The organism is Lelliottia jeotgali (assembly GCF_977070485.1).
This window is the reverse complement of record NZ_CDRVFO010000003.1, coordinates 81,248-107,004: the sequence shown is the minus strand read 5'-3', so window position 1 is coordinate 107,004 and position 25,757 is coordinate 81,248. Positions and strand designations below refer to the sequence as shown.

The 25,757-nt window shown below is 62.5% G+C and carries 26 protein-coding genes; 10 read left to right on the top strand and 16 right to left on the bottom strand.

All coding sequences use genetic code 11. The annotated features are described in order from the left end of the window. Together ACW4TB_RS05290 and ACW4TB_RS05285 are read left to right on the top strand one after the other, a co-directional pair. On the top strand, window positions 1-663 hold the full coding sequence (locus tag ACW4TB_RS05290) for a response regulator (RefSeq protein ID WP_279932234.1): 663 nt from the start codon (window positions 1-3) through the stop codon (window positions 661-663). Next, window positions 660-2,024 (top strand): sensor histidine kinase, encoded by a 1,365-nt coding sequence (locus ACW4TB_RS05285; RefSeq protein ID WP_279932236.1) that lies wholly within the window; start codon window positions 660-662, stop codon window positions 2,022-2,024. Before ACW4TB_RS05290 ends, ACW4TB_RS05285 begins: the two co-directional genes overlap by 4 nt. Here ACW4TB_RS05285 and chrA read toward each other — a convergent pair. Both chrA and ACW4TB_RS05275 read right to left on the bottom strand, forming a co-directional pair. Then, window positions 1,999-3,201 carry a chromate efflux transporter gene (gene chrA, locus ACW4TB_RS05280; protein ID WP_455842922.1) on the bottom strand — a complete coding sequence of 401 codons (1,203 nt, stop codon included), beginning with the start codon at window positions 3,199-3,201 and terminating at the stop codon, window positions 1,999-2,001. The two genes, ACW4TB_RS05285 and chrA, sit on opposite strands and share 26 nt — an antisense overlap. Before the next feature lie 72 nt (window positions 3,202-3,273). Further along, complete coding sequence (locus ACW4TB_RS05275; protein ID WP_254465959.1) at window positions 3,274-3,582, bottom strand: hypothetical protein; 309 nt, start codon at window positions 3,580-3,582, stop codon at window positions 3,274-3,276. Window positions 3,583-3,696: 114 nt separating this feature from the next. Here ACW4TB_RS05275 and ACW4TB_RS05270 point away from each other — a divergent pair, with 114 nt between their 5' ends. Next, the gene (locus tag ACW4TB_RS05270) at window positions 3,697-4,257 is read left to right on the top strand and encodes a hypothetical protein (RefSeq protein ID WP_279932241.1); all 561 of its coding nucleotides are present in this window, start codon (window positions 3,697-3,699) and stop codon (window positions 4,255-4,257) included. A gap of 18 nt (window positions 4,258-4,275) precedes the next feature. Here ACW4TB_RS05270 and ACW4TB_RS05265 read toward each other — a convergent pair whose 3' ends face one another. The 4 genes from ACW4TB_RS05265 to ACW4TB_RS05250 form a co-directional block, all read right to left on the bottom strand. Next, window positions 4,276-5,010: a proteasome-type protease gene (locus ACW4TB_RS05265; protein ID WP_012314863.1), complete on the bottom strand. Its 735-nt coding sequence runs from the start codon at window positions 5,008-5,010 to the stop codon at window positions 4,276-4,278. A gap of 77 nt (window positions 5,011-5,087) precedes the next feature. Next, window positions 5,088-5,867, bottom strand: a complete 780-nt coding sequence (locus tag ACW4TB_RS05260; RefSeq protein ID WP_279932244.1) for a transglutaminase family protein — start codon at window positions 5,865-5,867, stop codon at window positions 5,088-5,090. Then, entirely contained in the window at window positions 5,864-6,814 is a 951-nt protein-coding gene (locus ACW4TB_RS05255; protein ID WP_254465956.1) for an alpha-E domain-containing protein, read from the bottom strand. Before ACW4TB_RS05255 ends, ACW4TB_RS05260 begins: the two co-directional genes overlap by 4 nt. A 3-nt stretch (window positions 6,815-6,817) precedes the next feature. Further along, complete coding sequence (locus ACW4TB_RS05250; protein ID WP_012314860.1) at window positions 6,818-8,227, bottom strand: circularly permuted type 2 ATP-grasp protein; 1,410 nt, start codon at window positions 8,225-8,227, stop codon at window positions 6,818-6,820. A 70-nt stretch (window positions 8,228-8,297) separates the two neighbouring features. Here ACW4TB_RS05250 and ACW4TB_RS05245 point away from each other — a divergent pair, with 70 nt between their 5' ends. After that, entirely contained in the window at window positions 8,298-8,447 is a 150-nt protein-coding gene (locus ACW4TB_RS05245) for a hypothetical protein (protein WP_190273309.1), read from the top strand. Between the two features lie 95 nt (window positions 8,448-8,542). On the opposite strand, the gene ACW4TB_RS05240 is transcribed toward ACW4TB_RS05245, so the two are convergent. From ACW4TB_RS05240 to nikA, 6 genes are all read right to left on the bottom strand, one after another. Further along, window positions 8,543-9,676 (bottom strand): diguanylate cyclase, encoded by a 1,134-nt coding sequence (locus tag ACW4TB_RS05240; protein WP_455842903.1) that lies wholly within the window; start codon window positions 9,674-9,676, stop codon window positions 8,543-8,545. Between the two features lie 101 nt (window positions 9,677-9,777). After that, window positions 9,778-10,599, bottom strand: a complete 822-nt coding sequence (gene nikE, locus ACW4TB_RS05235) for a nickel import ATP-binding protein NikE (RefSeq protein ID WP_012314858.1) — start codon at window positions 10,597-10,599, stop codon at window positions 9,778-9,780. Next, entirely contained in the window at window positions 10,596-11,366 is a 771-nt protein-coding gene (gene nikD / locus ACW4TB_RS05230) for a nickel import ATP-binding protein NikD (protein WP_279932248.1), read from the bottom strand. The genes nikE and nikD overlap by 4 nt, the downstream gene beginning before the upstream one ends. Continuing rightward, the gene (nikC, locus tag ACW4TB_RS05225; RefSeq protein WP_012314856.1) at window positions 11,367-12,212 is read right to left on the bottom strand and encodes a nickel ABC transporter permease subunit NikC; all 846 of its coding nucleotides are present in this window, start codon (window positions 12,210-12,212) and stop codon (window positions 11,367-11,369) included. Next, window positions 12,209-13,150, bottom strand: coding sequence for a nickel ABC transporter permease subunit NikB (gene nikB, locus ACW4TB_RS05220; RefSeq protein ID WP_046785844.1), 942 nt, complete (start codon window positions 13,148-13,150; stop codon window positions 12,209-12,211). The genes nikC and nikB overlap by 4 nt, the downstream gene beginning before the upstream one ends. 1 nt (window position 13,151) lies before the next feature. Further along, a complete protein-coding gene (nikA, locus tag ACW4TB_RS05215) occupies window positions 13,152-14,690 on the bottom strand; it encodes a nickel ABC transporter substrate-binding protein (protein ID WP_455842902.1) in 1,539 nt (512 codons plus the stop codon). 123 nt (window positions 14,691-14,813) lie between these two features. Between nikA and nikR the strand changes: the two genes are divergently transcribed. Then, entirely contained in the window at window positions 14,814-15,230 is a 417-nt protein-coding gene (nikR, locus tag ACW4TB_RS05210; protein WP_012314853.1) for a nickel-responsive transcriptional regulator NikR, read from the top strand. Window positions 15,231-15,265: 35 nt separating this feature from the next. Here nikR and ACW4TB_RS05205 read toward each other — a convergent pair whose 3' ends face one another. The 3 genes from ACW4TB_RS05205 to ACW4TB_RS05195 all read right to left on the bottom strand — a co-directional run bounded on the left by ACW4TB_RS05205 (window position 15,266) and on the right by ACW4TB_RS05195 (window position 18,483). Continuing rightward, on the bottom strand, window positions 15,266-15,757 hold the full coding sequence (locus ACW4TB_RS05205; protein ID WP_254465952.1) for a DUF1543 domain-containing protein: 492 nt from the start codon (window positions 15,755-15,757) through the stop codon (window positions 15,266-15,268). A gap of 120 nt (window positions 15,758-15,877) precedes the next feature. Next, window positions 15,878-18,031 carry a TonB-dependent receptor gene (locus tag ACW4TB_RS05200; RefSeq protein WP_279932255.1) on the bottom strand — a complete coding sequence of 718 codons (2,154 nt, stop codon included), beginning with the start codon at window positions 18,029-18,031 and terminating at the stop codon, window positions 15,878-15,880. Window positions 18,032-18,093: 62 nt separating this feature from the next. Then, complete coding sequence (locus tag ACW4TB_RS05195; protein WP_012314850.1) at window positions 18,094-18,483, bottom strand: DUF2946 family protein; 390 nt, start codon at window positions 18,481-18,483, stop codon at window positions 18,094-18,096. A gap of 259 nt (window positions 18,484-18,742) precedes the next feature. On the opposite strand from ACW4TB_RS05195, the gene ACW4TB_RS05190 reads away from it, so the two are divergent. The 3 genes from ACW4TB_RS05190 (at window position 18,743) to ACW4TB_RS05180 (ending at window position 21,769) form a co-directional block, all read left to right on the top strand. Then, window positions 18,743-19,048, top strand: a complete 306-nt coding sequence (locus ACW4TB_RS05190) for a DUF6482 family protein (protein ID WP_012314849.1) — start codon at window positions 18,743-18,745, stop codon at window positions 19,046-19,048. Next, window positions 19,042-20,583 (top strand): cryptochrome/photolyase family protein, encoded by a 1,542-nt coding sequence (locus ACW4TB_RS05185; RefSeq protein WP_455842901.1) that lies wholly within the window; start codon window positions 19,042-19,044, stop codon window positions 20,581-20,583. The genes ACW4TB_RS05190 and ACW4TB_RS05185 overlap by 7 nt, the downstream gene beginning before the upstream one ends. Before the next feature lie 247 nt (window positions 20,584-20,830). Continuing rightward, window positions 20,831-21,769 (top strand): LysR family transcriptional regulator, encoded by a 939-nt coding sequence (locus ACW4TB_RS05180; protein ID WP_012314847.1) that lies wholly within the window; start codon window positions 20,831-20,833, stop codon window positions 21,767-21,769. Here the strand turns inward: ACW4TB_RS05180 and ACW4TB_RS05175 are convergent. Next, the gene (locus tag ACW4TB_RS05175) at window positions 21,746-22,885 is read right to left on the bottom strand and encodes a porin (RefSeq protein ID WP_279932257.1); all 1,140 of its coding nucleotides are present in this window, start codon (window positions 22,883-22,885) and stop codon (window positions 21,746-21,748) included. The two genes, ACW4TB_RS05180 and ACW4TB_RS05175, sit on opposite strands and share 24 nt — an antisense overlap. A 378-nt stretch (window positions 22,886-23,263) precedes the next feature. On the opposite strand from ACW4TB_RS05175, the gene ACW4TB_RS05170 reads away from it, so the two are divergent. Next, complete coding sequence (locus ACW4TB_RS05170) at window positions 23,264-24,565, top strand: MFS transporter (protein ID WP_012314845.1); 1,302 nt, start codon at window positions 23,264-23,266, stop codon at window positions 24,563-24,565. Between the two features lies 1 nt (window position 24,566). After that, the gene (locus ACW4TB_RS05165; protein WP_254465948.1) at window positions 24,567-25,751 is read left to right on the top strand and encodes a M20 aminoacylase family protein; all 1,185 of its coding nucleotides are present in this window, start codon (window positions 24,567-24,569) and stop codon (window positions 25,749-25,751) included. The last annotated feature ends 6 nt before the right edge of the window (window positions 25,752-25,757 follow it).

Here is a 25,757-nt window from a genome sequence, read left to right as displayed (position 1 = left end):
ATGCGGCTGCTACTGGTTGAGGATGATACCGCTCTGGGTGAGGGGATCTGCGACGGGTTGCGCCAGGAGGGCTATACCCTCGACTGGTTGCGCGATGGCCTGAGCGCGCTGCATGCCCTGCAACACGAAATGTTCGACCTGGTGATCCTCGACCTCGGGCTGCCGCGTTTGGGTGGCATCGAGCTGCTGCGCCGGCTGAGGGCAGGGGGCGACAGCCTACCGGTTCTGATCCTTACCGCGCGCGATGCAACCGAAGACCGTATCACTGGCCTGGATGCCGGCGCCGACGATTACCTGGTCAAGCCTTTCGACCTCAACGAACTCAAGGCCCGCCTGCGCGCCTTGCTCAGGCGCAGCGCCGGGCGGGCCAAGGTGCTCATCGAGCACGCAGGCGTAAGCCTTGACCCTGCCACTCAGCAGGTGCACTACAACGGTGTGCCCGTGGTACTGACGCCCAAGGAGTACCGGCTGCTGCACGAGTTGCTGGCGCAACCGGGCAAGGTATTCACCCGTGAGCGGCTGACCCAACTGCTGTATGGCTGGGACGAGGAACCTGAGAGCAACACGCTGGAAGTGAACATCTATCACTTGCGCAAGAAGCTGTTCAACGGCCTGATCCGCACGGTGCGCGGTATCGGTTACCTGGTCGAGGGCAAGGTATGAGCTCGCTGCGCCAGCGTACGCTGTGGCGGGTGATGTTGCTGATGCTGCTCGGCACCGGCTTGTTGGCGCTGTACAACTATCACGACAGCCGGCGCGAGATCAACGAAGTCTACGATGCCCACATGGCTCAGAATGCCCGGCTGTTGCAGGGGGTGATGAACCTGCCGGTGCAGGATGGCAACCGCGAAAAGCTTTATCGGGCATTCAACGAGGCACTGGGCAAGGCCGGGCGCCATCGCGTGGGCCACCCCTATGAAAGCAAGCTGGCGTTCCAGGTATGGGGTGATGGAGCACGGCTGCTGGTACACACGCCCAGTGCACCGACGCTCGACCCACCGCCCACGGCCCCGGGCTTTTATGATTTCGCCAGCGGCGGCGAGCAATGGCGCGGCTTCGTTCTACCGGTGCCCGAAAAGCAGTGGGTGATCTGGGTGGGTGAGCGCGACGATGTGCGCTACGACCTGATCGACCGCATCGTACGCCATACCCTGTTCCCGTTTCTGCTTGGCAGCCTGGGCCTGGCGCTGCTGGTCTGGGCAGCTATCGGCTGGGGATTGCGCCCGTTGCAGAACATGGCCGATGTGATTCGCGCGCGCCATGCCGACTCCCTCGAACCGCTGCAGCTGGTGCCGTTGCCGACCGAGCTCGAGCCCATGCAGGCGGCCATCAACCGCCTGCTGGCGCAGATCGAGGACCTGCTGCGGCGTGAACATCGGTTCATTGCCGACGCCGCCCATGAGATGCGTACGCCGCTGGCGATCCTGCGCCTGCATGCGCAAAACGCCCAGGCCGCCAGTACTGATGCCGAGCGCCAGAAAGCCCTGGGCTTTCTGATTGGCGGCGTGGATCGGCTGACCCGGGTGGTCAACCAGTTGCTGACACTCGCCCGCGTCGAGCCGCGCCTCGGTCAGCGTCCCACCACCCTTGTCGACCTAGGTGAAGTGGTCACCGACGTGCTGGCGGATCTCACACCCTGGATACTGGATCGCGGCCTGGAGCCTTCGCTGGATATCAGTGAAGGTGACCATGGCCTGATGATCGATGCCGGTGCGCTGGGCATTGCCTTGCAGAACCTGGTTTCCAATGCAGTGGAGCATTCACCGCCGGGCGGGCGCATCACCGTATCACTCAGGCGCCTGGCCAACCGCTTCGAACTGGTTGTCGAAGATGAAGGGCCGGGTATCGACGAGGCGAATCTTGGGCGGGTGTTCGAGCGCTTCTATAGCCGCAACAGCCCCAATGGAGCAGGGCTTGGCCTCTCGATCGTGGCTACCATCGTCGAGCGGATGGGGGGGCAGGTACGTCTTGAGAACAGGGCCAGTGGCGGGCTGGCAGCTACCCTGACGTTTGCGTTGCAGTAAGCAGCCAGCCGAAGAGGCCACAACCCAGCACAACCAGCCAGGGAGGCATCTTCCAGAACATCAGGGCCACGAGGGCTGTAAGCGCAAAAGCGAAGTCCGACGGCTTGGCAATGGAGCTCGTCCAGACCGGGTGGTACAAGGCGGCTAACAGCAGCCCTACCACGCCTGCGTTTACACCGCCCAGCGCGGCCTGGCTACGAGCGCTGTGCCGCAGTTTTTGCCAAAAGGGCAATACGCCGATCACCAGCAGGAAGGAGGGGGTGAAAATGGCGAGAATGCAGACAGTCGCGCCCGCCCAGCCGGATGGCTGCACGCTCATGGACGCCCCCAAAAATGCTGCAAACGTGAAGAGGGGGCCCGGTACGGCCTGTGCCAAACCATAACCCGCCAGGAAGGTGTCATTGGCGACCCAGCCATTGGGTACTGTCGCCGACTGCAGCAGCGGCAGGACCACATGCCCTCCGCCGAAGACCAGTGAGCCTGCACTGTAGAAGGCGTTCACCATCGCCATGGCCTGCGACGGCCAGAAGTGGGCCATCAGCGGCAGGCCGAGCAACAGACCAAAGAACAGTGTCAGCGCGATCAGGCCGGTTTTGCGGCTGACTGAAAACGGCAGTTTCTCCCCTGCTGGAGGCGGGGTGGACTTGAACAGCAGCAAGCCTGCGACGGCGGAACACAAAATCACGCCTATCTGTCCCATTGCGTTGGGCCACACAAGCGCAGCGCAGGCGGCGAACAAGGCGATGGTCACGCGCGGAACATCGGTGCAAAGGCTGCGTGCCATGCCCCACACTGCCTGGGCGACAACAGCGACTGCGACGATCTTCAGGCCGTGCAGCAAACCACCAGGGACGGCACCTCCCCATGCCGAGATGCCCTGAGCAAACAGAACCAGGATGATGGCCGATGGCAATGTGAAGCCTGCCCACGCGGCCACAGCGCCCGCTAAACCAGCGCGTGAGAGGCCCAGGCCTATACCGACCTGGCTGCTCGCCGGCCCGGGAAGCAGCTGGCACAGGGCGACCAGCTCGGCATAACTGCGTTCACTGAGCCATGGGCGGCGGGTTACCAATGCTTCGCGAAAATAGCCCAAGTGCGCAATGGGGCCACCGAAAGAGGTCAGCCCCAGGCGCAAGAACACCAGAAATACCGACCAGGCAGAGTCGCGAGACGTCACGGCGCTGTTACTGCGTTCTGACAATGCAGGCTCCTTGAAGTATTGCCGCTGAGGTGCAAGAGGGGGCGCAGATCAGAGCTTGCCTTCCGACCCGCTGTAGCTGGCGCCTTGCACCTTGCCATTGGCATCGGCCAGGCATGACCATGGCGCTTGCGCGCCCGGTACCTGGATATTCACGCCGATGCCCGCTTCGCTGGGCAGCACTTCGATCACCGATAGCGTGTTGCGTGCCATACCGGTTATTTTCGCGACCTCGTCCAGGCAGGCATTGCGGGCCTTGGCAGTGCCTGGCAGCGCCGCGGCGTTGGCACCCTGATCTGCTGAGCTGGCCGCTGTGGCGAACAACAACAGCACAGCACCAGCCAGGTAGTTGCGCTTCATAACGGTGACCTCGGTCGATAGGGCAGAGAAGATGATAGCCGGTCAGGCATGTATTTTTCGAGAATCGCTGCTGCCCGTCTACGCTTGCCAGAGCAATGGCTTACAGGAGGTAGCATGAGCAATTTCCCAATCGTCGCCACTGTCTTATCGATGATATTGGGTTTATCCGTTACCCGCCTGCTTCTGGGCGCGCTGACTGTCTTCCGTATCCGCCGCAGCGCTGCCCCGGATTGGGTTGCCCTGGCCTGGGCGATCATGCTCTTCACCACACAGATGGATTTCTGGTGGGCGGTCAATACGCTGCCGCAAGTAAGGGCGACCTTCTCGTTTCAGGAATTTCTGCTGCTGGTGCTGCTGGCACTCTCGCTGTTCGTTTCCTCGGCGCTGATGTTGCCCAGCCGGAGCGAGGACGAGCTCGAAGGGCTTCGCGTGTATTTCGAGCAAGATGGCCGATACGCGCTGCTGTTCCTGTCGGGCTATTACCTGCTTGGGTTCATCGTGAACGTTCTGTTGTTCGGCGTCTCGCCCATGGCGCTTTGGGGGGCCTTTGACGTGGTCATGATCGTGATCCCTCTGTGCGTGTTTGCAGCTCGCTCGCGCAAGGCCTATGCGCTGCTGACCTTGGCATTCGTGCCGATCAATATTGCGGACCTGGTGATATCGCTACTGGCGTGACCGATGGATGGCCCCGGCTCATTCGGCCATGAACCCCGGTGGTGGCGGGCTAAGCTCGCCGAGTAGGCTTTTCAAACCGTCACCCCATTGTTTGCGGATATGGCTGTAGTAGGGGTCGTCTTGATGGATGCGCACCGGCTCGCTGCCCTTGAGGCTGTCCTTGCCATACACCAGCAGGTCCAGTGGCATGCCGACCGACAGGTTGCTGCGGATGGTGGAGTCGAATGAGATCAAACCGCAGCGCAGTGCTTCGTCCAAAGGGGTGTCGTAGGTGAGGTTACGGTCGAGAATCGGCCTGCCGTACTTGCTCTCGCCCAATTGCAGGAAGGGTGTATCTGGCGTTGCCTGGAAGAAGTTGCCTTGGGCGTAGACGTTGTAGATGCCCATGGCGCTGCCGGCGATCTGGCCGCCCACCATGAACGAGGCGCTCAGGTCGATCTGGGCCGTCAGCTTGCTGCGGTCACGGGTGATGACTTCGCGAAGGGTTTCGGCCACCAGCACCGTTGCATCGTAGAGCGTGCCGACGTTCAGCAGGTGGGTGCCGCTGCCTTGTGTACGTTGCTCAAGCAAGTTGACCACCGATTGCGAGGTGGCAAGGTTGCCGGCGGTCTGCAGGACGATCAGCCGGTCCCCCGGCACGCTGAAAACGAACAGCTTGCGAAACGTGGATATCTGGTCGATACCGGCATTGGTGCGTGAGTCGCAGATGAATACCAGCCCGTCCGCCAAGTGCATAGCGACGCAGTAGGTCATGCTGTCTACCTTGTTCCTGGAATGGAGCGGCCCCGCGCGCATGGCACGACGGGGCCCGCTTGAGTTGCGCCAGGTGATTACTGGCGGTGTACGTGGACGCTTGCCTGCATGGATTCGACGCCGCCACCGCGGCGCACGCCCCGGACCGGGCAGGCGTCGAGGTAATCCAGGCCTACTGCCAGCTTCAGATGCCGATCGGGCCGGGTGAGGCGGTTGGTGACGTCGAAGCTGTACCAGGCTTCATCGATCCAGGCTTCGGCCCAGGCGTGGCTGGCCAGGTGGGTTTCGTCTTCGGTACACAGGTAACCGGACACGTAACGTGCCGGGATGCCGAGGCTGCGGGCGCAGGCCAGGAAGGCGTGGGTATGGTCCTGGCACACCCCGGCACCGCCGGCAAATGACTCGCTGGCTGTGGTGCCCACGGAGGTAGCCCCCGGGCTGTAGGGCATATGGTCGGCCAGGCCTTGCATAAGTGCGGTCAGCGCGCCCCGGTCACGGCGCTCGCCGCACTGCTGGGCGGCGAAGGCCTTGAGTGCGTCACTGGCCTGGGTGAGTTGGCTGCTGCGCAGGAAGGGCAGGGGCGACTGGCCGCCGGCCTCGTGTTCGCAATCCGGGTCGATTTCTACCTGGCCACTGGCGGTAAGGGCGAGGTGGCCATGGGGTTTTTCCAGGGTCAGTACGTGCAGGATATTGCCATACGGGTCGATCTGGCTGTTCACCTTGCAGGGCAGGTCCAGTTGCCATTCGAGGATGCGCTGACGCTCGCTGCTGCGCGGTGTCAGGCGCAGGAACTGGATGCTGTTGCACACGTCACTGGCATAGCTGTAGGTGGTGTCGTGGCGGATGGACAGTTTCATACGACCTCCAGATAGGAATTGTGGACGGTCTGGCCCAATTGATGGATGCGGCCGATGAAGTCGGTCAGCCACACGTGCAGCCCGGCTTCGAGAATCTCATCGATGGCGGTGTAGCGCAGTCGCGCATTGAGTTCGGCAGCCATCCGTTGTGCGGGGCGGCCGGTAGTGCCAGGCAGGCCGGCGAGGATCTGGTCGAGCTCCTCGATACAGGCATGCAGTGAGCGTGGCACGTCAACGCGCAGCAGCAACAGCTCCGACACCGGGCGTGCGCTGGGCGCATTGCGATAGATTTCGTTGAACGCTTCGTAGGAGGTCAGTGCGCGCAACAAGGCGCTCCACTGGTAGTAACCCCTTGCAGAGTCGTCGCTGACTTCCTCGGAGGTTTCCCCGAACATTTCGTAGCGCGCATCGAGCAGGCGCAGGGTGTTGTCCGCCCGCTCCAGGAAGGTCCCAAGGCGAATGAAACTGTAGGCATCGTTGCGCATGATGGTGCCGGAGGTTGCGCCGCGGAACAGGTGGGAGCGTTCCTTGACCCAGTCGCAGAACTGGCTGATGCCATAGCGCCCGAGGCCATTGCTGGCGATGTTGCGCATTTCGATCCAGGTGGCGTTGATGTTTTCCCACATGTCGGCGGTTATTCGCCCGCGCACCGCATGCGCGTTGGTGCGCGCCGCCTGCAGGCAGCAATAGATGCTGCTGGGGTTGTTCGCGTCCAGCGCAAAGAAGTGCAGCATGCGCTCGGTGTCCAGCTCGGAGTGCTTGCGGATGTAATCGTCCAGCGTACCGGAGGCCAGCAGCGACATGGCAAGCTCCGCGTGGCCATCGGAGCGGCCGGCTTGCGGCATCAGCGACAGCGAGTAGCTGACCTCGAGCATGCGCGCGAGGTTTTCGGCGCGCTCCAGGTAGCGGGACATCCAGTACAGGTCGGAAGCGGTTCTCGAAAGCATGGCTCAGTCCTCCACCACCCAGGTGTCCTTGGTGCCGCCGCCCTGCGACGAGTTGACCACCAGCGAGCCTTCCTGCAGCGCAACGCGGGTCAGGCCGCCGGGTACCAGGCGCGTTTCGCTGCCTGACAGTACAAACGGACGCAGGTCGATGTGGCGCGGCGCGATGCCGCTTTCGACGAAGGTCGGGCAGGTTGACAGGCATAGCGTGGGCTGCGCGATGTAGGCGTGCGGGCGCGCCTTGATGCGGGCGCGGAAATCCTCGATCTGCGCGGCGGTTGCGGCGGGGCCGACCAGCATGCCGTAGCCGCCGGAACCCTGGGTTTCCTTGACCACCAGCTCCGGCAGGTGCGCCAGGACGTGGGACAGGTCCTGCGGCTTGCGGCATTGCCAGGTGGGCACGTTCTTCAGGATCGGTTCCTCGCTCAGGTAAAAGCGGATCATCTCGTCAACGTAGGGGTAGATCGACTTGTCGTCGGCAACGCCGGTGCCCACCGCGTTGGCCAGCACCACGTTGCCTGCCCGGTACACCGAAATCAGCCCCGGTACCCCCAGCATCGAATCAGGGTTGAACGACAGCGGGTCGAGGTATTCGTCGTCCAGGCGACGGTAGATCACGTCCACTTGCTGCGGGCCTGCGGTGGTGCGCATGTAGAGGTGGTCGTTGCGCACGAACAGATCGGCGCCTTCGACCAGCTCGATGCCCATCTCCCGCGCCAGGAAGGCATGCTCGAAGTAGGCGCTGTTGAAGCGCCCGGGGGTGAGCACCACGGCGGTCGGGTTGTCCAGCGGGCTGGCACTTTTGAGTGTATCGAGCAGCAGGTTGGGGTAGTGGTCGATCGGGGCGATGCGCTGGGCGGCGAACAGTTCGGGGAACAGGCGCATCATCATCTTGCGGTCTTCGAGCATATAGCTGACGCCGCTGGGCGTGCGCAGGTTGTCTTCCAGTACGTAATACGTACCATCACTGTCGCGTACCAGATCGACACCGGCGATATGCGCGTACAGCCCCCGGTGCAGGTTCAGGCCTTGCATGGCGACCTGGTAGCCCTCGTTGGCCAGCACTTGCTCGGGCGGAATGATGCCTGCCTTGAGAATGCGCTGATCGTGGTAGATGTCCTGGAGGAACAGGTTCAGCGCCTGAACACGCTGGATACACCCGCGTTCGACAATGCGCCATTCGCTGGCGCGGATGCTGCGCGGGATGATGTCGAAGGGGATCAGCCGCTCGGTGTCCTGCTGGTCACCGTACAGGGTGAAGGTGATACCGGCCCGGTGGAACAGCAGGTCGGCTTCGTGCCGGCGTTGTTCCAACAGTTCCAGCGGTGTGTTCGCCAGCCAGCGGGCGAACTCCTGATAGTGCGGGCGGCAACTTCCGTTTGCCTCATACATTTCGTTGAAAAAAGCCCGGGACATACCCACTCCTTGCCACGACTCGTCGGCAGTTTCGTTTCTCGCTTGCCAAGCGATCCACTGGAGCTTTGCAATGAAAATGCCGGAACGGGCAGAGCGGGAGAGTCAGGAAGAAAAATGCCCCTGGGAACGCGCAAGTGCGCTTTTTGGTATCAATAACGCGAAAGAATCAGGCCAATTGACCGGGATTTTCGTAAACCAGGCGCGGCGAATGCAGGGGTGAACTGCATCAAATGGGTGCAGGGTTGGGCGCCGGGTAAAAGGTGAACCAAATCAGGGCAAGCGATGAGTGCGTCAGGACCATGGCCAGCCGTGCCATCAGGCGGCGGCATGCACATGGTCGACGATCGTCACCCGATTACGACCCGATGCCTTGGCACGGTACATGGCCTTGTCGGCGCTGCTGAGCAACGCATCGAGTTCACTGGCGGGTGCTTTGGCGAAGGCCAGGCCTATGCTGGCGGTAACCGCGTACTGCGTGTCGACGTTCAGCTTTGCTATCAGGGCCCGCAGGCGCTCGGCAAACTCGCTGGCAGTGACCAGAGGCGTATCGGGCAGCAGGATGGCGAACTCCTCGCCGCCCAGCCTGCCGGCGATGTCGTTGTCACGCAGGCTGGCGCTGATGGCTGTACCGATCCGCTTCAGCACCTGGTCGCCCGCCGCATGCCCGGCGGTATCGTTGATCTGTTTGAAATGATCGACGTCCAGCATCAGCACGGCTACATACGTGTGCCCCTCCTTGCACAAGGTGTGCTGCGCCAAGGCACAGTCAAAAAAGGCACGGCGATTGTTCAGTCCGGTCAGTTCGTCCGTGCACGAGGCCACGATGGCAAGCCGGTGTGCACGTTCCATTTCGTGCTTCAGGCGCCAGGCGGTCACCAGCGCTGAAGACAGGCTTTGCGTCGCGTTGACGACGAACGAGGCGAACACCAGCACCGCCAGAGCGATGCCCTGCTGAAGCGCGGACGGCTGCAGCAGCAGCCAGGCGGTACAGGGCAGCAGCACCAGGACGATCGAGACCAGGGTCATGTTGCGGTACGAGGAGTAACACGAGACTGCACTGACAGACATGCCCACGGCGAACAGCATGATCAAGGCCTGCCCCAGCAGGTCATCGGCAGGCATTACAGCCAATGCGCCCAAGCCCCAGACTGCTGCCGACAGCACCAGGGTGGCCCAGTAACGCCACTCCCACCGTTCGGCCGTGCGCAGGTTGGCCGGTGCCCGCAGATAGGCGACGAACATGGAAGTACGCAGGACCGTCGACAGGCTCAATACCGTCATCCAGGCGGCCACGTTCTGCTGGTCGAAACGCTCCCAGCCCAACCAGCACAACATTGCCGCAGCCAGGAAGCTGCCAAGCACAGCGGGCGCCGACTGGACGAACAGCTGCTGCAGGCGATCCCTCCTTACACAGTACGCTATTTCATCGCCAGGATTGAGCTCTGTCATGGCATCCGCCGCAATTCGTGATCGGTGGCGCATTGTGGCACTTTGCCTGCGCCCTGGAAAAGCGTTCTGGCGTTCACGTGGGATGCCCTCTGTTGTTGGCGTCAGTGCACACCCATTGGCAGCGCTTGTCTTGCCTGGCTCTTGTCGGGGCGCGTGGGCAACATGGCAGACTGTAGCTGCTTTCCCACTGGATGCTCGAAACCAGTGCAGTGCGTGACGGGCCGATCCTCGACGATGCAGCCGCCGTCCAGCAGCACGACCCGCTGGCAGAAGTACTGCACCAGGCTCAGGTCATGGCTGATCAGCACGAAGGCGGTGCCGCTGCGCTGGCGCAGGGCCTCCAGCTGCTGCAGGAGCTGTAACTGCAATACCCGATCCAGGTTCGACAACGCTTCGTCGAGCACCACCAGTTGCGGCGAGACGGCCAGCGCCCGGGCGATGTTGGCGCGCTGCAACTGGCCGCCACTCAACTGCTGCGGCAGGCGCTGGGCATGCTCGGCACGCAGGCCCATTGCCTCCAGCAGTTCAAGGGTGCGAGCTTGTCGGCCGGCTTCATCCAGGTCGGTGAGGTGGCGCAGCGGCTCGGCGATGCTCCAGCCGATGCTGCGCTGCGGGTTGAAGGCGCCAGGGGCGTCCTGGAACACCAGTTGCACGGTGCGCTGGAAGTCGCGCGCCTGTTCACCTCTTAGCTGGCTGACATCCTGCCCGGCAAAGCTCACCTGGCCCTGGGTGGGTTTTTCCAGCCCGAGCAGCAGCCGCGCCAGTGTGCTTTTGCCGCTGCCACTGCTGCCTAGCAGGCCGATGGACTCACCTGCGTGCAGGTGCAGGTCGATACTGTCGAGCACCTGCAGCCAGCCCCGTTTGCGCAACAGCCCCCCGGTGCGATAGCGATGGCCAACGTTGTGGACGTGCAGCAGGCTCATGGTTGGCTCCGGCAAAGTACCTGCTGGGCGTGGAGGAGGGTGCGGGCAGCGGCGCTGGCAGGGTTCTGGAAAAGCTCATGGACCGGCTGGCATTCGACGATGCGGCCGGCTTCCATCACCGCAACCTGGTCTGCGCAGCGCGCCACCACGCCCATGTCGTGGGTCACCAGCAATACCCCAAGCCCATGCACCTGCACCAGTTCCATCAGCAGGTCGAGAAACCGCGCCTGGCTCAGGGCATCGAGGTCACTGGTAGGTTCATCAGCCAAGAGGAACGGGGTTTCGGCCATGAGCGCCAGGGCGATCATCATCCGTTGCAGCATGCCACCGCTGAGCTGAAAGGCGAACGCTTGCAGCACCCGCTCCCGGTCTGCAAGACCCACCGCATCCAGGCAGTCGGCCATCCGCGCACGGGCTGCAGCACCGGTGACGCCGCGCTGCCTGAGCGTCTCCAGGCCGTGGCTGGCCATGTTGCGCACCGGGTTGAAGGCACTACGCGGGTTTTGCAGTACCAGGCTGGCCAGGCGGCCACGAACACTGCTTGCAGCCAGCGGCTGGCCGTCGAGCAGCAACTGCCCCTGGGTGCGGTTAAGGCCTGGTGGCAGCAGGTCGAGCACACCAAGGCAACTGAGGGATTTGCCCGAGCCACTGGCACCGACCAGCGTGCAGACTTCGCCGCGGCGCAGTTGCAGGTCAACGCCGTGCACCAGCACGCCGGCCTGAGCCTCGATGCGCAAGCCGCGGATTTCAAGTACTGATGGGTTCATTCAATGGCGCTCCTGTGTGGGGTCGAGGCGGTCGCGCAGCGCATCGCCCAGCAGGTTGAAGGCCATCACCGAGAAGAAGATCATCAGCCCTGGCAACAGCAGCAGTTGCGGGTGCGTCCAGATGAATTCCTTGGCGTCGTTGATCATCACGCCCCATTCGGCGGTGGGCGGCGCCACCCCAAGGCCAAGGAACGACAGGCCGGAGACGTGCAGCATCATGTGGCCGATATCCATGGTGGCCAGCACCAGCAATGGGCCGGCGATATTGGGCAGCACATGCTGGCGCAGCCGCGCCCAGCGTGAAGCACCGGCCAGGCGTGAAGCCAACACGTATTCGCGGCCGCGCTGGGCAATCACCAGGCCGCGCACCATGCGCGCATACCAGGCCCAGTGGGACAGGGCGATGGCGATGATCACGTTGCTAAGGCCGGTGCCCAGCAAGGTGACGAAGAAGAATGCCAGGACCAGCGTGGGGAAGGTCATGAACATGTCGCACAGGCGCATCAGCAGCAGGTCGGTGCGCCCGCCGACGAACCCGGCCACGCCGCCTACCGCGAGCCCTAGCGCCAGCACCAGCGCCAGGGTCAGCATCACGCTGCCCAAGGACAGGCGCGTGCCGACGATCAGCCGCGAAAGCAGGTCGCGCCCGAGGTGGTCGGTGCCCAGCCAGTGGCTGGCGTCGGGCGCCTGCAGGCGCTGGCCGAGGTCGACCAGGTCGGGGTCATGCGGGGCGATCCAGTGGCCGAACAGCGCCAGCAATGCGAGCAGCCCGACCAGGGCCAGGCCGATCATCAGGCTGGGGCGGCGCAGCAGCAATGGTTGACGCAGGGCAGACTGCACACTCATGCGTTCACCCCTTCCAGCCGGCTGCGAGGATCAAGCCAGGCGTAGCAGACATCGACGATCAGGTTGCAGACCATCAGCAGGCCGGTCAGTAGCAAGGTGAAGCACTGCATCACCGGGAAGTCGCGGTTCAGCACTGCAGACACCGCAAAACGGCCAACGCCGGGCCAGGCGAAGATGGTCTCGATCACCAGTGCGCCACCGATCAGTTCGCCGATGTGCATGCCGGTGGCGGTCACCAGCGGCAACCAGGCATTGCGCAGGATATGGTCGCGCCAGACGTGCCGTTCGGGCAGGCCGCGGGCACGGGCATAGGTGACGTGGCGCTGCCCGCCGGCTTCCAGCAGGCTGGCACGCAGCAGGCGGGCGTTGATCGACATCGACATCAGGGCGATGGCCAGCACCGGCATCACCAGATGCCCAGCCCCCCCACGCCCCAGCGGCGGCAGCCAGCCCAGCCACAGGGAAAACAGCGCGATCAGCAGAAACGCCAGCCAGAAATTGGGCATGGACACCCCCAGGAACGTCACTGCCCGCACGGCGTGGTCGGGCCAGCGCCCTTGCCAGCGGGCCGCCAACAGCCCCAAGGGGATCGACAGCAGCAGCGTGCAGGCCAACGCCAGGCCGCCGAGTTGCAGGGTGGCGGGCAGGTAGTAGAGCAGGTCATCAAGCACTGGGCGGCCGGTGATATAGGAGATGCCGAAGTCCAGATGCACGGCGTTCCACAGCCAGCTCAGGTATTGCGCATACAGCGGGCGATCCAGCCCCAGGGTATGGCGCACCTCGGCGATGGCTGCGTCGGTCGGCGGGATATGCGAAAGCCTGAGGTAGTCCAGCGCCGGGTCGGTGCTGCCCAGGTGCAGCAGCACGAACACCAGCAACGAAACGCCAAGCATGACCGGTACAAGCAGCGCCAGGCGCAACAGGATGTAGCGCAACATGTCAGTCTTCCTGTTTGGGTGTCATGGTTTCGAACGGCACATCGAACAAGGTGCTGCCGAACTGGACCTTGGCCACGGAGTTTCGGCGCACGCTGATGGCCGTGAGATGCGAGATGGGCAGGTAGACGGCCTGTTCGTGCAAGGTGGTGAGGATGAAGCGGTACTGCTCGGCACGCTGCTGCTCATCAGTGCTGGCCAGCACCTGGCCTATGCGCTTGTCCAGTTCGTCCTTGATTGCCAACCCACGCTGGGCCATGTAGTCGGCATGGCCGGCGTAGCGCATGGAGCTGACGAACGAATGCGGATCGTAGGGCGCACCCCAAGTGTCGGCGAAGATCATGCCGAAGTCGCCGTCGCGCTGGCGTCGCACCAGCGCCCCTTCCTCAACCGCACGCAGGTCGATGCGGATGCCGATTTTCGCCAGCTCGCCCTGCAGCACTTCGGCCAGGCTCTTCTGCAAGGCGCTGGTGCCGAGGAACACCAACTCGATGGCCAATGGTTCGCCGCCTTTGCTGCGCACTGAAGCGCCTGGCGCCAGCGCCCACCCGGCAGCATCGAGGGAGTTGGCGGCGAGTACAGGGTCATACGGGTAGGGCTTGAGGCCGATATCGGCGTAGGGCGTGTTGCTGGCAAACAGGGTATCTGCCCGGGGCTCAAGGCCGTAGAGGATCTTGTCGATGATGGCTTGCTTGTCCACCGCCTCGTTGATCGCCTGGCGTACCGCCAGATCACGGGTAGCGCCACGGCCGGTGTTCATCGCCAGGGTGCGGGTGGCCAGCGGTGCCGACAGTGCGGTGGCAAAGCCCTGGTCACGCAGGCGTACGAACGTGCTGGCAGTGATCTCGCCGGCGGCGCCTTGGATCAGCTCGACTTCGCCGGCCTGCAGGGCCAGCGCGCGGCTGTTGGGGTCTGGGATGACTTTGACCATGACCTCGGCGTAGGCCGGCTTTGGCCCCCAGTAATGAGGGTTGCGCACGAAGCGGTCGTATTCGCCCAGGCGCGATTCGGCGCGCATCCACGGGCCGGTCCCGGCGGGTTGGCCGGGTTTTGCCTGAGGCGAGGCAAAGCGCAACGGACGAACCTGGGCCAGTTCCATCAGCGTTGGGTAGTAGGGGTGCTTGAGAACCAGGCGCAGGGTCAGGCGTTCAGGTGCTTCAACGTGGTCCAGGGTGGTCACCAGCTCCATCCAGCGGTGGCGCTGAGTGTTGGCCAGCACTGCGTCGAGGTTGGCTTTGGCCGCAGGCGCATCGAACGGTGTGCCATCACTGAAGCGCACACCGTCACGAAGCGTGAACGTGTAGGTCTTGCCGTCATCGGAAACCTGCCAGGCCTCAGCCAGCCAAGGCTCCAGCGTACCCGCGGCGGTATAGCGCACCAGGGGCTCATAGACCATGGCCTGGGCGTACATCTGGTTCGGGGAGTAGCCACGCGGGTCGAGCGGCCCGGCATTCACAGGCCATGAGTACACCAACCTTGGCCCTTGCTCGGCGGCGCTGCTGGCCGGCGCAACAGTGCACGCAGCAAGAAAAAGGAGGCCCAAGAGGGCGGGCTTTCGTTTAGCTGGCTGCTGCTTCACACTGCGTTCCCCACTTTCACGGAGGCCGTAGGCTAAAGCGCGGTGGGTATGATGTCTACGTGAAATCATCTTACCGGAAGTTACAAAATGCAACGAATCACCATCACGCTGGATGAAGAGCTGCTCGACGTCATCGATCGGCGGGTGGCGAGCCAAGGCTACCAGGGCCGTTCGGAGGCCATTCGCGACCTGCTGCGTGCGGGCATGCGCGAGTCTGAAGCATTGCCGGACGATGCCGCCTGCGTGGCCGTGGTCAGCTACCTGTACGACCACAGCACCCGCGAACTGCCCAGGCGGCTCAACCAGACCCTGCATGCCCACCACGATCTGACCCGGTCCACCCTGCACGTGCACCTGGACGCCGGCCACTGCCTGGAGGTCTCGGTGCTGCAGGGCGAAAGCGGCCGCATTGGCGAGCTGTCTCGCCAATTGATGGTCGAACGTGGGGTGGAACATGGTCAGGTGCAGGTGATGCCGGCGCCGGGCCAGGCGAAGGTGCGCTGAGGGGCGAGATCGTCGCCCCATAAGCAGTTGGCGTCTCAGAGCAGGATATAGTCGCTGTATTGACGCAGCCCGCCATGCGCACCTTCGATCAAGTGCACATAACGCCCGTCCACCAGGTCGACTGGCAGGCAATCGTCGACCTCAAGCACTGCGTCGGTATGCGGCTTGAGCCAGCCTGCCTGCATGCGTTGCTTGCCCAGTTGCTTGGCCTGGGCCTTGTCCCTGGCCACTACCAGCAGGTAGCGGTGCGCCTCCCCAAACACCTGCGGCTCGTAGCCGCCCAAGTTGATGAAAAACAGCCGCGGGTCATCCGGGCCTGGCGCCAGTTGGCTGAACTCGACACGGTAGTGATCGATACCGTCGACCTCCAGCCACGAGTCGATGTGCAGGCCTGCACGGCTGCCGAACCAGCCCTCGCGCAGTTGCGGGTACGCCTGCTGCAGTGAGCCCGCCTGCGCGAACAGCACGTCGTGCACCTCTATACTGGCCCGTGGATGGCGGCCACCGAGCATGACTACGTACAGCATGAGCAATTCCTTCAGGGGGTGGACGACGCCGTATTTTGCGGGTTATGACGCCTGTCGACCACCGTCTCTTTACGCACCTTTTACCTGCCGGCTCTGGCGCCGTCTACGACGCCAGCCCCATCAGTAACGCCACTGCACAGCGACTTCCAGGCTGCGCGGCTCACCCAGGTAGTACTGGGTGTTGCTCTGGTGGATGAAGCGGGCGTAAACCTCGTCGGTGAGGTTGCGCAACCGTGCGCTGAGCTGCACATGCTTGTCCAGGTCGTGGGTCATGGACAGCCCGTATAGGGTGTAGGACGGCACCCAGGCGGTGTTGGCGGTATTGGCGTACACCGCGGCCACGTAGCGTGCATCGGCACCCACTTGCCAGCCCGGCGCCAGGTCGTAGGTCAGCCAGAGGTTGGCCACGCGGTCGGGGATGTTCACCGGGTTCTTGCCCTTGCGCGAATACACCACACCGCCAATGGTCTCGTTGAACTCGTCGTACTCGGCATTCACCCAACTGAAGTTACCGGCCGCCAGCAGCTTGGGCGTGACCTTGAACGACGCCGCCAGCTCGATACCGGTGGAGGTCTGCTGGCCTGCCTGCTCGGTGGTGTTGGGCACGGTCGAAGAGGACACCGAGATGTTCTTGCGCACGATGCGATAGGCCGCTGCGGTGGCCGAGCCGCGGCCGTCGAGGAAGTCGAACTTGCTGCCCACCTCGACCTGGCGGCCAGTGCTCAGGTCGAAGTCACCAACCTGGCTGATCGACGCACTGGTCAGCGTGCCTCCTGGTGGTTCGGCCGAGGTGCTGTACTGGGTATAGAGGCTGACGTTCGGGGTCAGGTCGTAGACCAGGCCCAGGCGACCAGTGACCGCGTCCCAGCGCCGGTCGAGTTTCGAGCGTGCGACATGGTCGACAACGTCGAAGTCGATGTGGTCGTAGCGCAAGGCGGTGATCAGCGACAACTGGTCGGTCAGGCGCGTGCGGTTCTCGACGAAGCCCGAGGAGGTGTCGGTGGTCGTGCTGCGGCCTTTGCTGCGCGGTGCGTCCATGCCAGGGATGTCGAGGAAGTGATCGGGTTCGAAACCGTTCGGATCGACGGTGTCGAAGGCCCCTTTGGACAACGGGTAGTTGGTTTGCTGATTGCGGCTGTAGTCAACGCCAAATGCCCAGTCGCTGGCCAGGCCGAACAGTTGGCCTTGATGGGTCAGCTCGAGGCGGTTGCCATTGACCTCTTGGTCGTGACGTTGGCGGTAGCCCCCGGAGCGGGCAATGGCGCTGTTGTCGGCGTTGTAGCGGTACACCTCGAGGTTGCGGTAATCGCGCTGGCCGTCGTAGTGGTAGAACGTGTTGCGCAACTGGGTGGTGTCGTCGAAACGATAGTCGGTGATCGAGCGCAGCCAGCGGGTGCGCTGCTCGTAGCGGCCGTCTTCGACGTTGTAATTGTTGAAGCGGTTGCCTTTGTCGATGTGCAAGGTCCCTGTCAGCGGTTGCAACACCGGCGTACCCCAGTAGGGGCTGTCTTCCTTTTCTTCCAGGTATTCAAGTGCCAGGGTATGCGACAACTGGTCGTTGATGTCACTGAGCAGCGAGAAGGCGAGGTTGCCGGCACCGTTCTCTTGCCGGTCGATATAGCCATTGGTGTGGGTGCGGCTGTAGTCGAGCCGCGCATAGTGGCGTGGGCCGTCGCCACTGTTGAGCTCTTTGTTGAAGCCTACCGCGGTTTCCCAGGTGTCGTAGCGGCCGTAGCTGACACGGCCTTCGAAGGTATCCTCATCTCGGTTTGCCAGCTTGGTGATCACGTTGAGGCTGCCACCCACGGCGCCACTGCCGTTGAGGAACGACGACGGGCCACCCAGCAGTTCGACGCGGTCATAGATCCAGGCGCCGACCGGGCGTGCCGCTGCGCCGTACTGCAGGTTGATGCCGTTGAACAGCTGGCTGACCTGGGCACCGTTGAAGCCCCGGTACGCCACATAACCGCCCCAGCCGGGCGGCGCCGACGCATTCACCCCTGGCAGGGCGTTGGCGGCGTCCTGGAAGTTGCGCGCGCCGATACGCTCCATGGTCTGGCGGTCGGCCACACTGACCGAAGCAGGGTTTTCACGGGCGCTGAGGTTCAGGCGCGAGCCGCTTTCGCTGGGGGTATCAAGGTTCAGGGCGGTGGCCGGTTTCGGTTGGTCGGCGCTGGCCGTCACGTTGCTGGCAGGCAGTGTCAGGGTCTGATCCTGCGCCCACGCGCAGGTTGCGCTGCCAACGAGCAGCGCCAAAGTGGTCATGCGGAACATGCAAGGCTTCCTGGCTGAAATAGATTAACGCCCGCCGCAGGCGATGCCGCGGCGTGGCGATGTCAGAGCACGGGAAGGGTTGCGGGTGAGGCGCGGGGGTTGACTAACGGCCAGCGTTGTTTGGGCAGGCGCGGCGCCGGTTGCCTGGGCAAGGGTTTGCGCGACTCGCCAGCGAGCAGGGCCAGCAGGCCGAAGAAGGCAGCGAGCAGGCTGGCGCAGAACAGGCTGGTGATCACACAGTCGGCGCCGGTGGAGGGCACCGGGTCGGTGATGTCCTGGTCACCCTTGAATGCACCGCTGCTGTCGGCGGCGCACCAAGCGGCGTCGTCCAGGCCGCTGAGGCGCAACCCGGCCATCTGCCCATGCCCCATTGCGCAGAGCAACGAGCCGAACAGGATGCTGAAGTACAGCATCCAGGCAACCAGTGCTTTTTCGGGGCGGGCCAGGTTCAAGGGGCTGCTCTGGGACGGGTCAGGGATCGAGGACGCGATTCTAACGGTTTTGCCGTATCTGAAAAGAGGTGTGTGCACACAAAGGGCATTGGAGTGGAGGCTGCATCGTTTCATCTGCTGAAAGCGGCTCAGGCCCGGGGGATAAATATATAAAAGCCTAAAACCTGTACAAGAAGCTATTCTTGTATAGGATTTAGCGAGCCTGACGTTTACAAATGACGCCCTGCGCAGGTGATACCTGCCTTATGGAGTACACGCCATGAATCTGCACACTCTGACGGAGCTGGCCGCAGCCGGTAACGTTCAAGAACTTGAGCTGCTGTCGCTTGAAGGCGGCTTTTACATCCTGCGGGCGCTGACTGACGCAGGGCCGCTCACGCTCAGCGATGCAAACGGCCAGGCGGTGCGCTTTCGCTCGACCACCGAACTGCGACAACTGCTGGCCGATCTGCCGCCCGTGCCCTGCATGCTGGTGCAACAAGTGGTGCATGACGAGATGTGCGGGCAGCGCAATGGCCCTGTCGAGCCCCTGCGCGTGCCGGTGACGCTGGCCAGCCAGTGGTAGACCGAGCATTGCGCCTGGGCCTGGTGCTGGGGGATCAACTGTCGTTCAACCTAGCAAGCCTCGCCGCGCTGGACCCTGCACACGATGTGATCCTGATGGCGGAAGTGCAGGGCGAGGCGCGCTACGTGCCGCATCATCCGCAAAAGATCGTGCTCATTTTCAGCGCCATGCGCCATTTCGCCCAGGCGCTGCGTGAGCGCGGCTGGCGGGTGGAGTATGTAGAGCTGAACGCACCCGGCAACAGCGGCAGCATTGCTGGTGAACTGCGCCGGTGGCAGCAGGCGCTGGGTGCGACGTACATTCACCTGACCGAGTGTGGTGAGTGGCGCCTGGAGCAGGCTTTGAATGACGCCGGCTTACCACTGGTATGGCATCGCGATACACGGTTTCTTTGCTCGCGCGATGCGTTCGCACGCTGGGCAAAAGACCGTCGCCAATTACGTATGGAGCACTTTTACCGAGGCATGCGCAAGCGTTGCGGCCTTCTGCTGGAGCCTGATGGCAGCCCGGTGGGTGGGTCCTGGAACCTAGACGCTGACAACCGCAAACCCTTGCCACGGGGGCTGCGCGGACCGTTCCCGGCGCGCTTTGCCCAGGACGAAATCACCACGGCGGTCGTGGCGCTGGTCGGCGAATGCTTCAGTGACCATTACGGGGCGGTAGAAGGGTTCGATTATCCCGTGACCCATGAACAGGCCCAACAGCTCTGGCAACATTTCCTCGAGTTTGGCCTGGCCGCGTTCGGCGACTTTCAGGACGCCATGGCCGAAGGCGAGCCGTTCCTGTTCCATGCCCGTATCAGTGCGGCCCTGAACATCGGGCTGCTGGATGTGCGGCGGTTGTGCGAAGACGTGGACAATGCCTGGCGTGAGGCGCGGATACCGCTCAACGCGGCTGAAGGTTTCATCCGCCAGCTGATCGGCTGGCGCGAGTATGTGCGCGGCATCTATTGGCTACGCATGCCTGAGTATGCCGGGCTCAACTACCTGGGCAACGACCGTGCGTTGCCGGAATTCTACTGGACCGGGCATACCCGCATGCGCTGCATGGAGCAGGCCATCGGCCAGACCCTGCAGTTGGGTTATGCGCATCACATCCAGCGGCTGATGGTCACGGGCAACTTCGCATTGCTCGCCGGTATTGTGCCCAGCGCGATTTGCGAGTGGTACCTGGCCGTGTACATGGATGCCTTCGACTGGGTGGAGTTGCCCAACACGCTCGGCATGGTGATGCACGCTGACGGCGGCTACCTGGGGTCCAAACCGTATTGCGCCAGTGGCCGCTACATCCAGCGCATGTCCGACCACTGCAAGGCTTGCAGCTACAAGGTCGAGCATGCGGTAGAGGAGGATGCCTGCCCGTTCAACGCGCTGTACTGGCACTTCATCATCCGCCATCGTGACCTATTGGCTGGCAACCCCCGCCTGGCGTTGGTCTATCGCAGCCTTGACGGCATGCCGGTAGCCAGGCGCGAAGGCGTGTGGGCGCGAGGCGAAGCCTTGTTGGCCCGCCTCGATAGTGGCCAGAACCTATGAAATAACCGTTCGATAAACGACCACTTTTCCCCGATCTGCAGATACCGCCAAGCAGCCATCATGCACATTTGTGATTCTCTTTGGCCAACCGCTCGGCGCAGTTTCCCCCAGGTTCAGGACGCTGGGGCAGGCAGTAGGGCGTTCAGCGTCAGGCTGGCTCTGATCATGAACCGATTCCAGGCCTTCTTTTTGCAGTTTGATGTGCACTGCAACCTGAAACCCGCCGCTCTCGATAAGGTGTTCACGCTTGAAACTTCATCAGCTCAAGGCGCTTGTTGCCATTCACCAGGGGGGAAGCATTCTCGAGGCCTCCAAAATCTTGCACATCACGCAACCTGCCCTGAGCCGCTCGATCAAGGAACTGGAGCGGGAGTTGGGGTTCACCCTCTTGCAGCGTTCGTACAAGGGCATGGCGTTGACCGATGAGGGCAAGCGCATCATCCGCCATGCCAACCTGGTGGTGGAGAGTATCCGCCGTTTGCAGATCGAGGCGGCAAGCATTCAGGATGCCGCATTGGGGGCGGTGTCGATCGGCGTCACCTCGCTGACGGCGATGCTTGACGGGGTGGATGAAAGCATTCTGGCGTTTCGGCGCAAGTACCCGCGGGTGAAAATCACCATCACCGATCTGCGTCCCAGCCAGATCCTGCAACGCCTGCGCGACGGTAGCCTGGACTTTGCCATCACCTCCCAGCAACCCTTGAGCCGTCTCAATCTGGATTGGGAGGCAGTGGGCAGCATCAAGGGCAAGGTGATCTGCCATGCGTCCAACCAGCAGAAGTTTTCCCAGTCACTGCGTTCGCTGCAATACGCCAACTGGATCAGCCTGGACGAGCTGACCGATCAGGCATCGCAGTTTCACCAGTTGTTCGAGGTCAATGGCCTGCGTGTGCCGCAGAGCGCGGTGGAGTGCACGTCGATAATGATGGCCCTCAAGCTCCTGAAGAACACTGAGTCGCTGATGACCATCAGTGAGCTGGCCGTAAACGATGCCTTCACCTTTGCGACCCGGCCGGAGTTCATTCAAGTGGCGGTGCAGGAGTTGGTACCAGACTATCCAATCAATCTCGTCTGCATCGACCGTGATAGCCTCACGGCCCCCGCCCAGGAACTCTTCCACAGCTTGCGCGCAAGAGTCCTCAAGACGCTGCCGCGGGACGTTTCAGAAGTGGTAGTACATGCCTAGTGAAATATTGCTTGGGTCATCTCCCACCTGATCAACCGGAGTGCCTGCGTAGGTCACCGATGACGCGCCTTGGTTGGCGATCACACCCAGGCGCGCATAGGCGGCCCATCGCGGGTTGAAGAAGTGGTCGTAGCCAAGCACTGCCCCCAGCGCGTCCTTTTCGCGGGCCGATACCGTCCGCTGGACCACCGCCAGCCTGAGCACGTCAAGCTCGCCCACCGGGGCCATCAGGCCGAAGGTGTACACGGTGGTACTGGGTGTGCCCGCTTGGTCTACATCCTGGCGTTGCCAGGTCAGGCTGGTGGCCAGCGGGCCGAAATCATAGAACGCCGACAGGCTTGTGTAGTGGTTGGCAGTCTGTCGCGAGCTGCCACCATCATCCCATGGGTCGCTGTAATACAGGTTGTAAGACCCCAGCAGCATCACACGGCTATTTCGGTATTGCAGCTTCGCACCCCCACCACGCACCGTACGCCCCTGGCTGGCGACGTCATCGAAGCCGAAGCTCAAGGCCGTTGCCAGGCTGAAACCGTTCATGTTCGGGCTGGTGTAGGCCAGGGTGTGCTTGGGCCTCAGGTCGAGATAGTAGGCGCCTTTGCCGGCCGCAGGTATTGACAGAAACGTATACGGCGAGCCGTATGCCGCGAGAAACGGGTCGGCGTAGGTCGGGGTCCCCACCCCGTAGGTTTTGCCGAACTCAAGCCTGCCCAGGCTCTGCGAGCGCAGGGCGAGCGTTGCCAGGCGCAGCGTGCCGATGTTGTCCCACGTCCCTTCCAGGGCCTTGCCGTTCAGATTGAAGCCTTCTTCGACGTCCAGTTCCAGCACCGTATCGGGGTCGAGTGCTTTTCGGGCATACAACCCGAGTTTGTTGGTCCAGGCGCCGCCGCCCGCCATTTGAAAACCTGAGTGGTGCTGAGAGTCGTGGTAGCTGGCGAATGCATCCACGGTCCCGTAGATCTTCAGCTTGTCATCGAACCCCTGATCCACCCCGTAGTAACCGAACCCGGAAGCTAGCCGGTTGAGGGTAGGGAAGCCCTCAGCCTGTGCCTGCATGGCAAGACAAATTCCTTGGCTCATCAACAGCAACGACACAGTGCGAGTGATGCAAGTATTCATTCACGACTCCAGGCACGGGATGCGGTCGCGCTAGATTCGATGAACAGGAGGTTGCAGCGTGATTGCTTGTTTGGCCAACGAATGTCTTTTGGTTAATAAGGTGGGCGGGATCTCGCTGGGCCGGGAAAAGGTGGCCGCAAAGCTGCTGCATGGCAGTGACCAATGTTTGTTTCCATCCCCCTGAGTGGCCAACTTCGATGACCCTTATCGGGGCACAAGGACGATGCCAGGGCATCTGTGCGCCATCCCAAGGCAAAGCGGCCACACCAGCACCCGGTCAATTAACCATTGGTTAGTTCATTGCCAAAACTGCAAGTGTGTTGGCTGCGCGATTGGCTGATAGTCACTGCATGCCGTGATTCGCCATCGGAGATAACAATGAATAGACCGCTACCTGCACCTACGATCCTGGAGGCCGGCTCAAAGCATCACGCGCAGGCATCGTCCTCACGCAGAACCCTGATAGCGTGCTCACTGGGCAACGCCCTGGAGATGTACGACTTCACCATCTACAGCTTCTTCGCAGTGCTGATCGGCCGGCACTTCTTCCCTTCAGAGTCGGCACTGGCCTCGCTCCTGATGTCGCTTGCAACTTTTGGTGTGGGCTTTTTGATGCGGCCTGTCGGGGGCATCATCATTGGCCGATACGCCGACAGGCATGGCCGCAAAGCCGCCTTGAGCCTGACGATCGGCCTGATGACATTGGGCACTGCCTTGATCGCCTTCGCGCCTACGTATTCGCAGATCGGTATCTTTGCAACGTTCATGCTGGTCGCCGGTCGGCTGATTCAGGGGGTGTCGGCAGGTGGCGAGGTCGGTACCGCATCTGTTTATCTGATGGAGTCCAGTACTGCCTCCAAGCGATGCCAGAGTGTGAGCTGGCAGGCTGCCAGTCAGGGCTATGCCGCGCTGGTCGGGGCGGGGTTCGGGTTCAGCCTGAGCCAGTTGCTGGACCCGGCCAGCCTCGAAAGCTGGGGCTGGCGCATTCCATTCATTTTCGGCCTGTTGATCGGCCCGGTAGGCTTGTACATCCGCAACCGTCTACCAGAAACCCACGAGGCCGCAGCGGCACAGGAGGGCAGGCAGCCGCTGGACCCTGAGTTGCTCAAACGCATCGGCCTGGGCATCGGCCTGATGGCCAGTTCCACCATCGGCATGTACCTGTTCGTGTTTTACATGCCCACCTACCTGACCACCGCCATGCACTACCCGCAAAGCAGTGCCATGGCGATCGCCGGCATCAGCAGCGGCTGCATGGCGATCATATGCCCGCTGGCCGGCAAGTTCGCCGACAAGTACCAGCTCAGGAAACGCCTGCTGGTCTGGACCATTCTCGCGCCCGTGGTGTTGACGCTGCCGGTGTTCTACGTGCTTGGGCACGTCGAGCACATGGGCCTGGCAATGATGTGTGTCGCGGCGTTGATTCTGCCCACTTGCATAGGCGCCGGTGCGTACTTCGCGTTGATCATGGAAGGCTTCCCCAAGGCGCAGCGTGCCTTTGGCACCTCGGTCAGCTACAGCCTGGGGGTGACGCTTTTCGGCGGGTTTTCGCCACTGATCGCTACCTGGCTGATTGCCGCAATGGGCACGCCATTGGCACCGGCCTACTACCTGTTGGTGGGTGGCGCGGTAAGCCTGGTGTGCCTCAAGTACTTCCCTGAAAACAAAGGATGCGAGTGACATGGGTACCTTCGAGCGAAAGCAAACCCCGCAGTTTGCTGAAGAGCTGGACACGTTCATCAGGATCCGGCGCCAGATCCATGCGGCGCCAGAGCTCGGCGGCGACACGCCTGACACTGCTGCTCTGGTGGCTGAAAAGCTGCAGGCTTGGGGCTATGAGGTGCACCGTAATGTGGGCGGGCACGGCCTGGTAGGGGTGCTTAAAGTGGGCGACAGCCCCCGCAGCATCGGGCTGCGGGCAGACATGGACGCTCTGCCCATGAGCGAGAAGAACCCCTTCGAGCACGCCAGCAAGATCCCCGGGCGCATGCATGCCTGTGGCCATGACGGGCATACCGCGATCCTGCTGGCGGCGGCTTCGCGATTGGCTGCGACGCGAAACTTCAACGGTACCTTGAACCTGATCTTCCAGCCCGACGAAGAAGGTTTGGCCGGCGCCAAGGCCATGATCGACGACGGTCTGTTCGAGCGTTTTCCGTGTGATTCGGTGTACGCGCTGCACAACATGCCAGGCATGCCGGTGGGCACTTGCGTGGTGCAAAGCGGACCGACCATGGCGTCTTCCCAGCGCGTGAGCATTCGCATTTGCGGCAGAGGCGGGCATGGCGCCATGCCGGAGCTTGCGGTGGACCCCATCTCGGCCCTCAATAGCCTGATCAGTGCCATCCAGACCATCAAGTCGCGCAACCTGAGCGTTGAAGAGTACGCGGTCATCAGTATCGGCATGATCCAGGCGGGCACGGTCTACAACATCATTCCCGATGAAGCGAGCATGTTGCTCAGCGTGCGCACCGATACGCCCGAAACCCAGTTGAAGATAAACCAGCGTATCGAGGCGCTGGTCAGGGGGCATGCCGAGAGCTTTGGGGTAGAGATCGAGCTGGACTTCACCCAGCTGGCGCCTGCGCTGAGCAACAGCGATGCGCAAAGCGCACAGCTGCGTGAAAGCCTGCGCCCTTTGTTTGCCGAGGGGCAGATGCTGGCGAGGATGCCCAAGAAGGTGATGGGCACCGAAGATTTCGCCTACATGCTCCAGGCACGGCCGGGGTGCTACTTCATGTTGGGTAACGGCACAGGGGAGTTCCATGGTTGCTCGGTACATAACCCGCATTATGACTTCAACGATGCACTGGTGAAGATCGGCTCCGATTGTTGGGTGAAGTGGGTTGAGGACTATCTGAGTTGATGTGGC

Excerpts from the sequence above, each read along its gene's own strand:
- ACW4TB_RS05200 (WP_279932255.1), bottom strand. The coding sequence starts at position 18,031 with ATGTTCCGCATGACCACTTTGGCGCTGCTCGTTGGCAGCGCAACCTGC.
- nikC (WP_012314856.1), bottom strand. The coding sequence starts at position 12,212 with ATGAGTGTGCAGTCTGCCCTGCGTCAACCATTGCTGCTGCGCCGCCCC.
- ACW4TB_RS05170 (WP_012314845.1), top strand. The coding sequence starts at position 23,264 with ATGAATAGACCGCTACCTGCACCTACGATCCTGGAGGCCGGCTCAAAG.
- ACW4TB_RS05245 (WP_190273309.1), top strand. The coding sequence starts at position 8,298 with ATGAAAATGCCGGAACGGGCAGAGCGGGAGAGTCAGGAAGAAAAATGC.
- ACW4TB_RS05290 (WP_279932234.1), top strand. The coding sequence starts at position 1 with ATGCGGCTGCTACTGGTTGAGGATGATACCGCTCTGGGTGAGGGGATC.
- ACW4TB_RS05255 (WP_254465956.1), bottom strand. The coding sequence starts at position 6,814 with ATGCTTTCGAGAACCGCTTCCGACCTGTACTGGATGTCCCGCTACCTG.
- ACW4TB_RS05250 (WP_012314860.1), bottom strand. The coding sequence starts at position 8,227 with ATGTCCCGGGCTTTTTTCAACGAAATGTATGAGGCAAACGGAAGTTGC.
- ACW4TB_RS05260 (WP_279932244.1), bottom strand. The coding sequence starts at position 5,867 with ATGAAACTGTCCATCCGCCACGACACCACCTACAGCTATGCCAGTGAC.
- nikR (WP_012314853.1), top strand. The coding sequence starts at position 14,814 with ATGCAACGAATCACCATCACGCTGGATGAAGAGCTGCTCGACGTCATC.
- nikE (WP_012314858.1), bottom strand. The coding sequence starts at position 10,599 with ATGAGCCTGCTGCACGTCCACAACGTTGGCCATCGCTATCGCACCGGG.
- ACW4TB_RS05175 (WP_279932257.1), bottom strand. The coding sequence starts at position 22,885 with ATGAATACTTGCATCACTCGCACTGTGTCGTTGCTGTTGATGAGCCAA.
- nikB (WP_046785844.1), bottom strand. The coding sequence starts at position 13,150 with ATGTTGCGCTACATCCTGTTGCGCCTGGCGCTGCTTGTACCGGTCATG.
- ACW4TB_RS05275 (WP_254465959.1), bottom strand. The coding sequence starts at position 3,582 with ATGAAGCGCAACTACCTGGCTGGTGCTGTGCTGTTGTTGTTCGCCACA.
- ACW4TB_RS05190 (WP_012314849.1), top strand. The coding sequence starts at position 18,743 with ATGAATCTGCACACTCTGACGGAGCTGGCCGCAGCCGGTAACGTTCAA.
- ACW4TB_RS05165 (WP_254465948.1), top strand. The coding sequence starts at position 24,567 with ATGGGTACCTTCGAGCGAAAGCAAACCCCGCAGTTTGCTGAAGAGCTG.
- ACW4TB_RS05270 (WP_279932241.1), top strand. The coding sequence starts at position 3,697 with ATGAGCAATTTCCCAATCGTCGCCACTGTCTTATCGATGATATTGGGT.
- ACW4TB_RS05240 (WP_455842903.1), bottom strand. The coding sequence starts at position 9,676 with ATGACAGAGCTCAATCCTGGCGATGAAATAGCGTACTGTGTAAGGAGG.
- ACW4TB_RS05205 (WP_254465952.1), bottom strand. The coding sequence starts at position 15,757 with ATGCTGTACGTAGTCATGCTCGGTGGCCGCCATCCACGGGCCAGTATA.
- nikD (WP_279932248.1), bottom strand. The coding sequence starts at position 11,366 with ATGAACCCATCAGTACTTGAAATCCGCGGCTTGCGCATCGAGGCTCAG.
- ACW4TB_RS05265 (WP_012314863.1), bottom strand. The coding sequence starts at position 5,010 with ATGACCTACTGCGTCGCTATGCACTTGGCGGACGGGCTGGTATTCATC.
- ACW4TB_RS05285 (WP_279932236.1), top strand. The coding sequence starts at position 660 with ATGAGCTCGCTGCGCCAGCGTACGCTGTGGCGGGTGATGTTGCTGATG.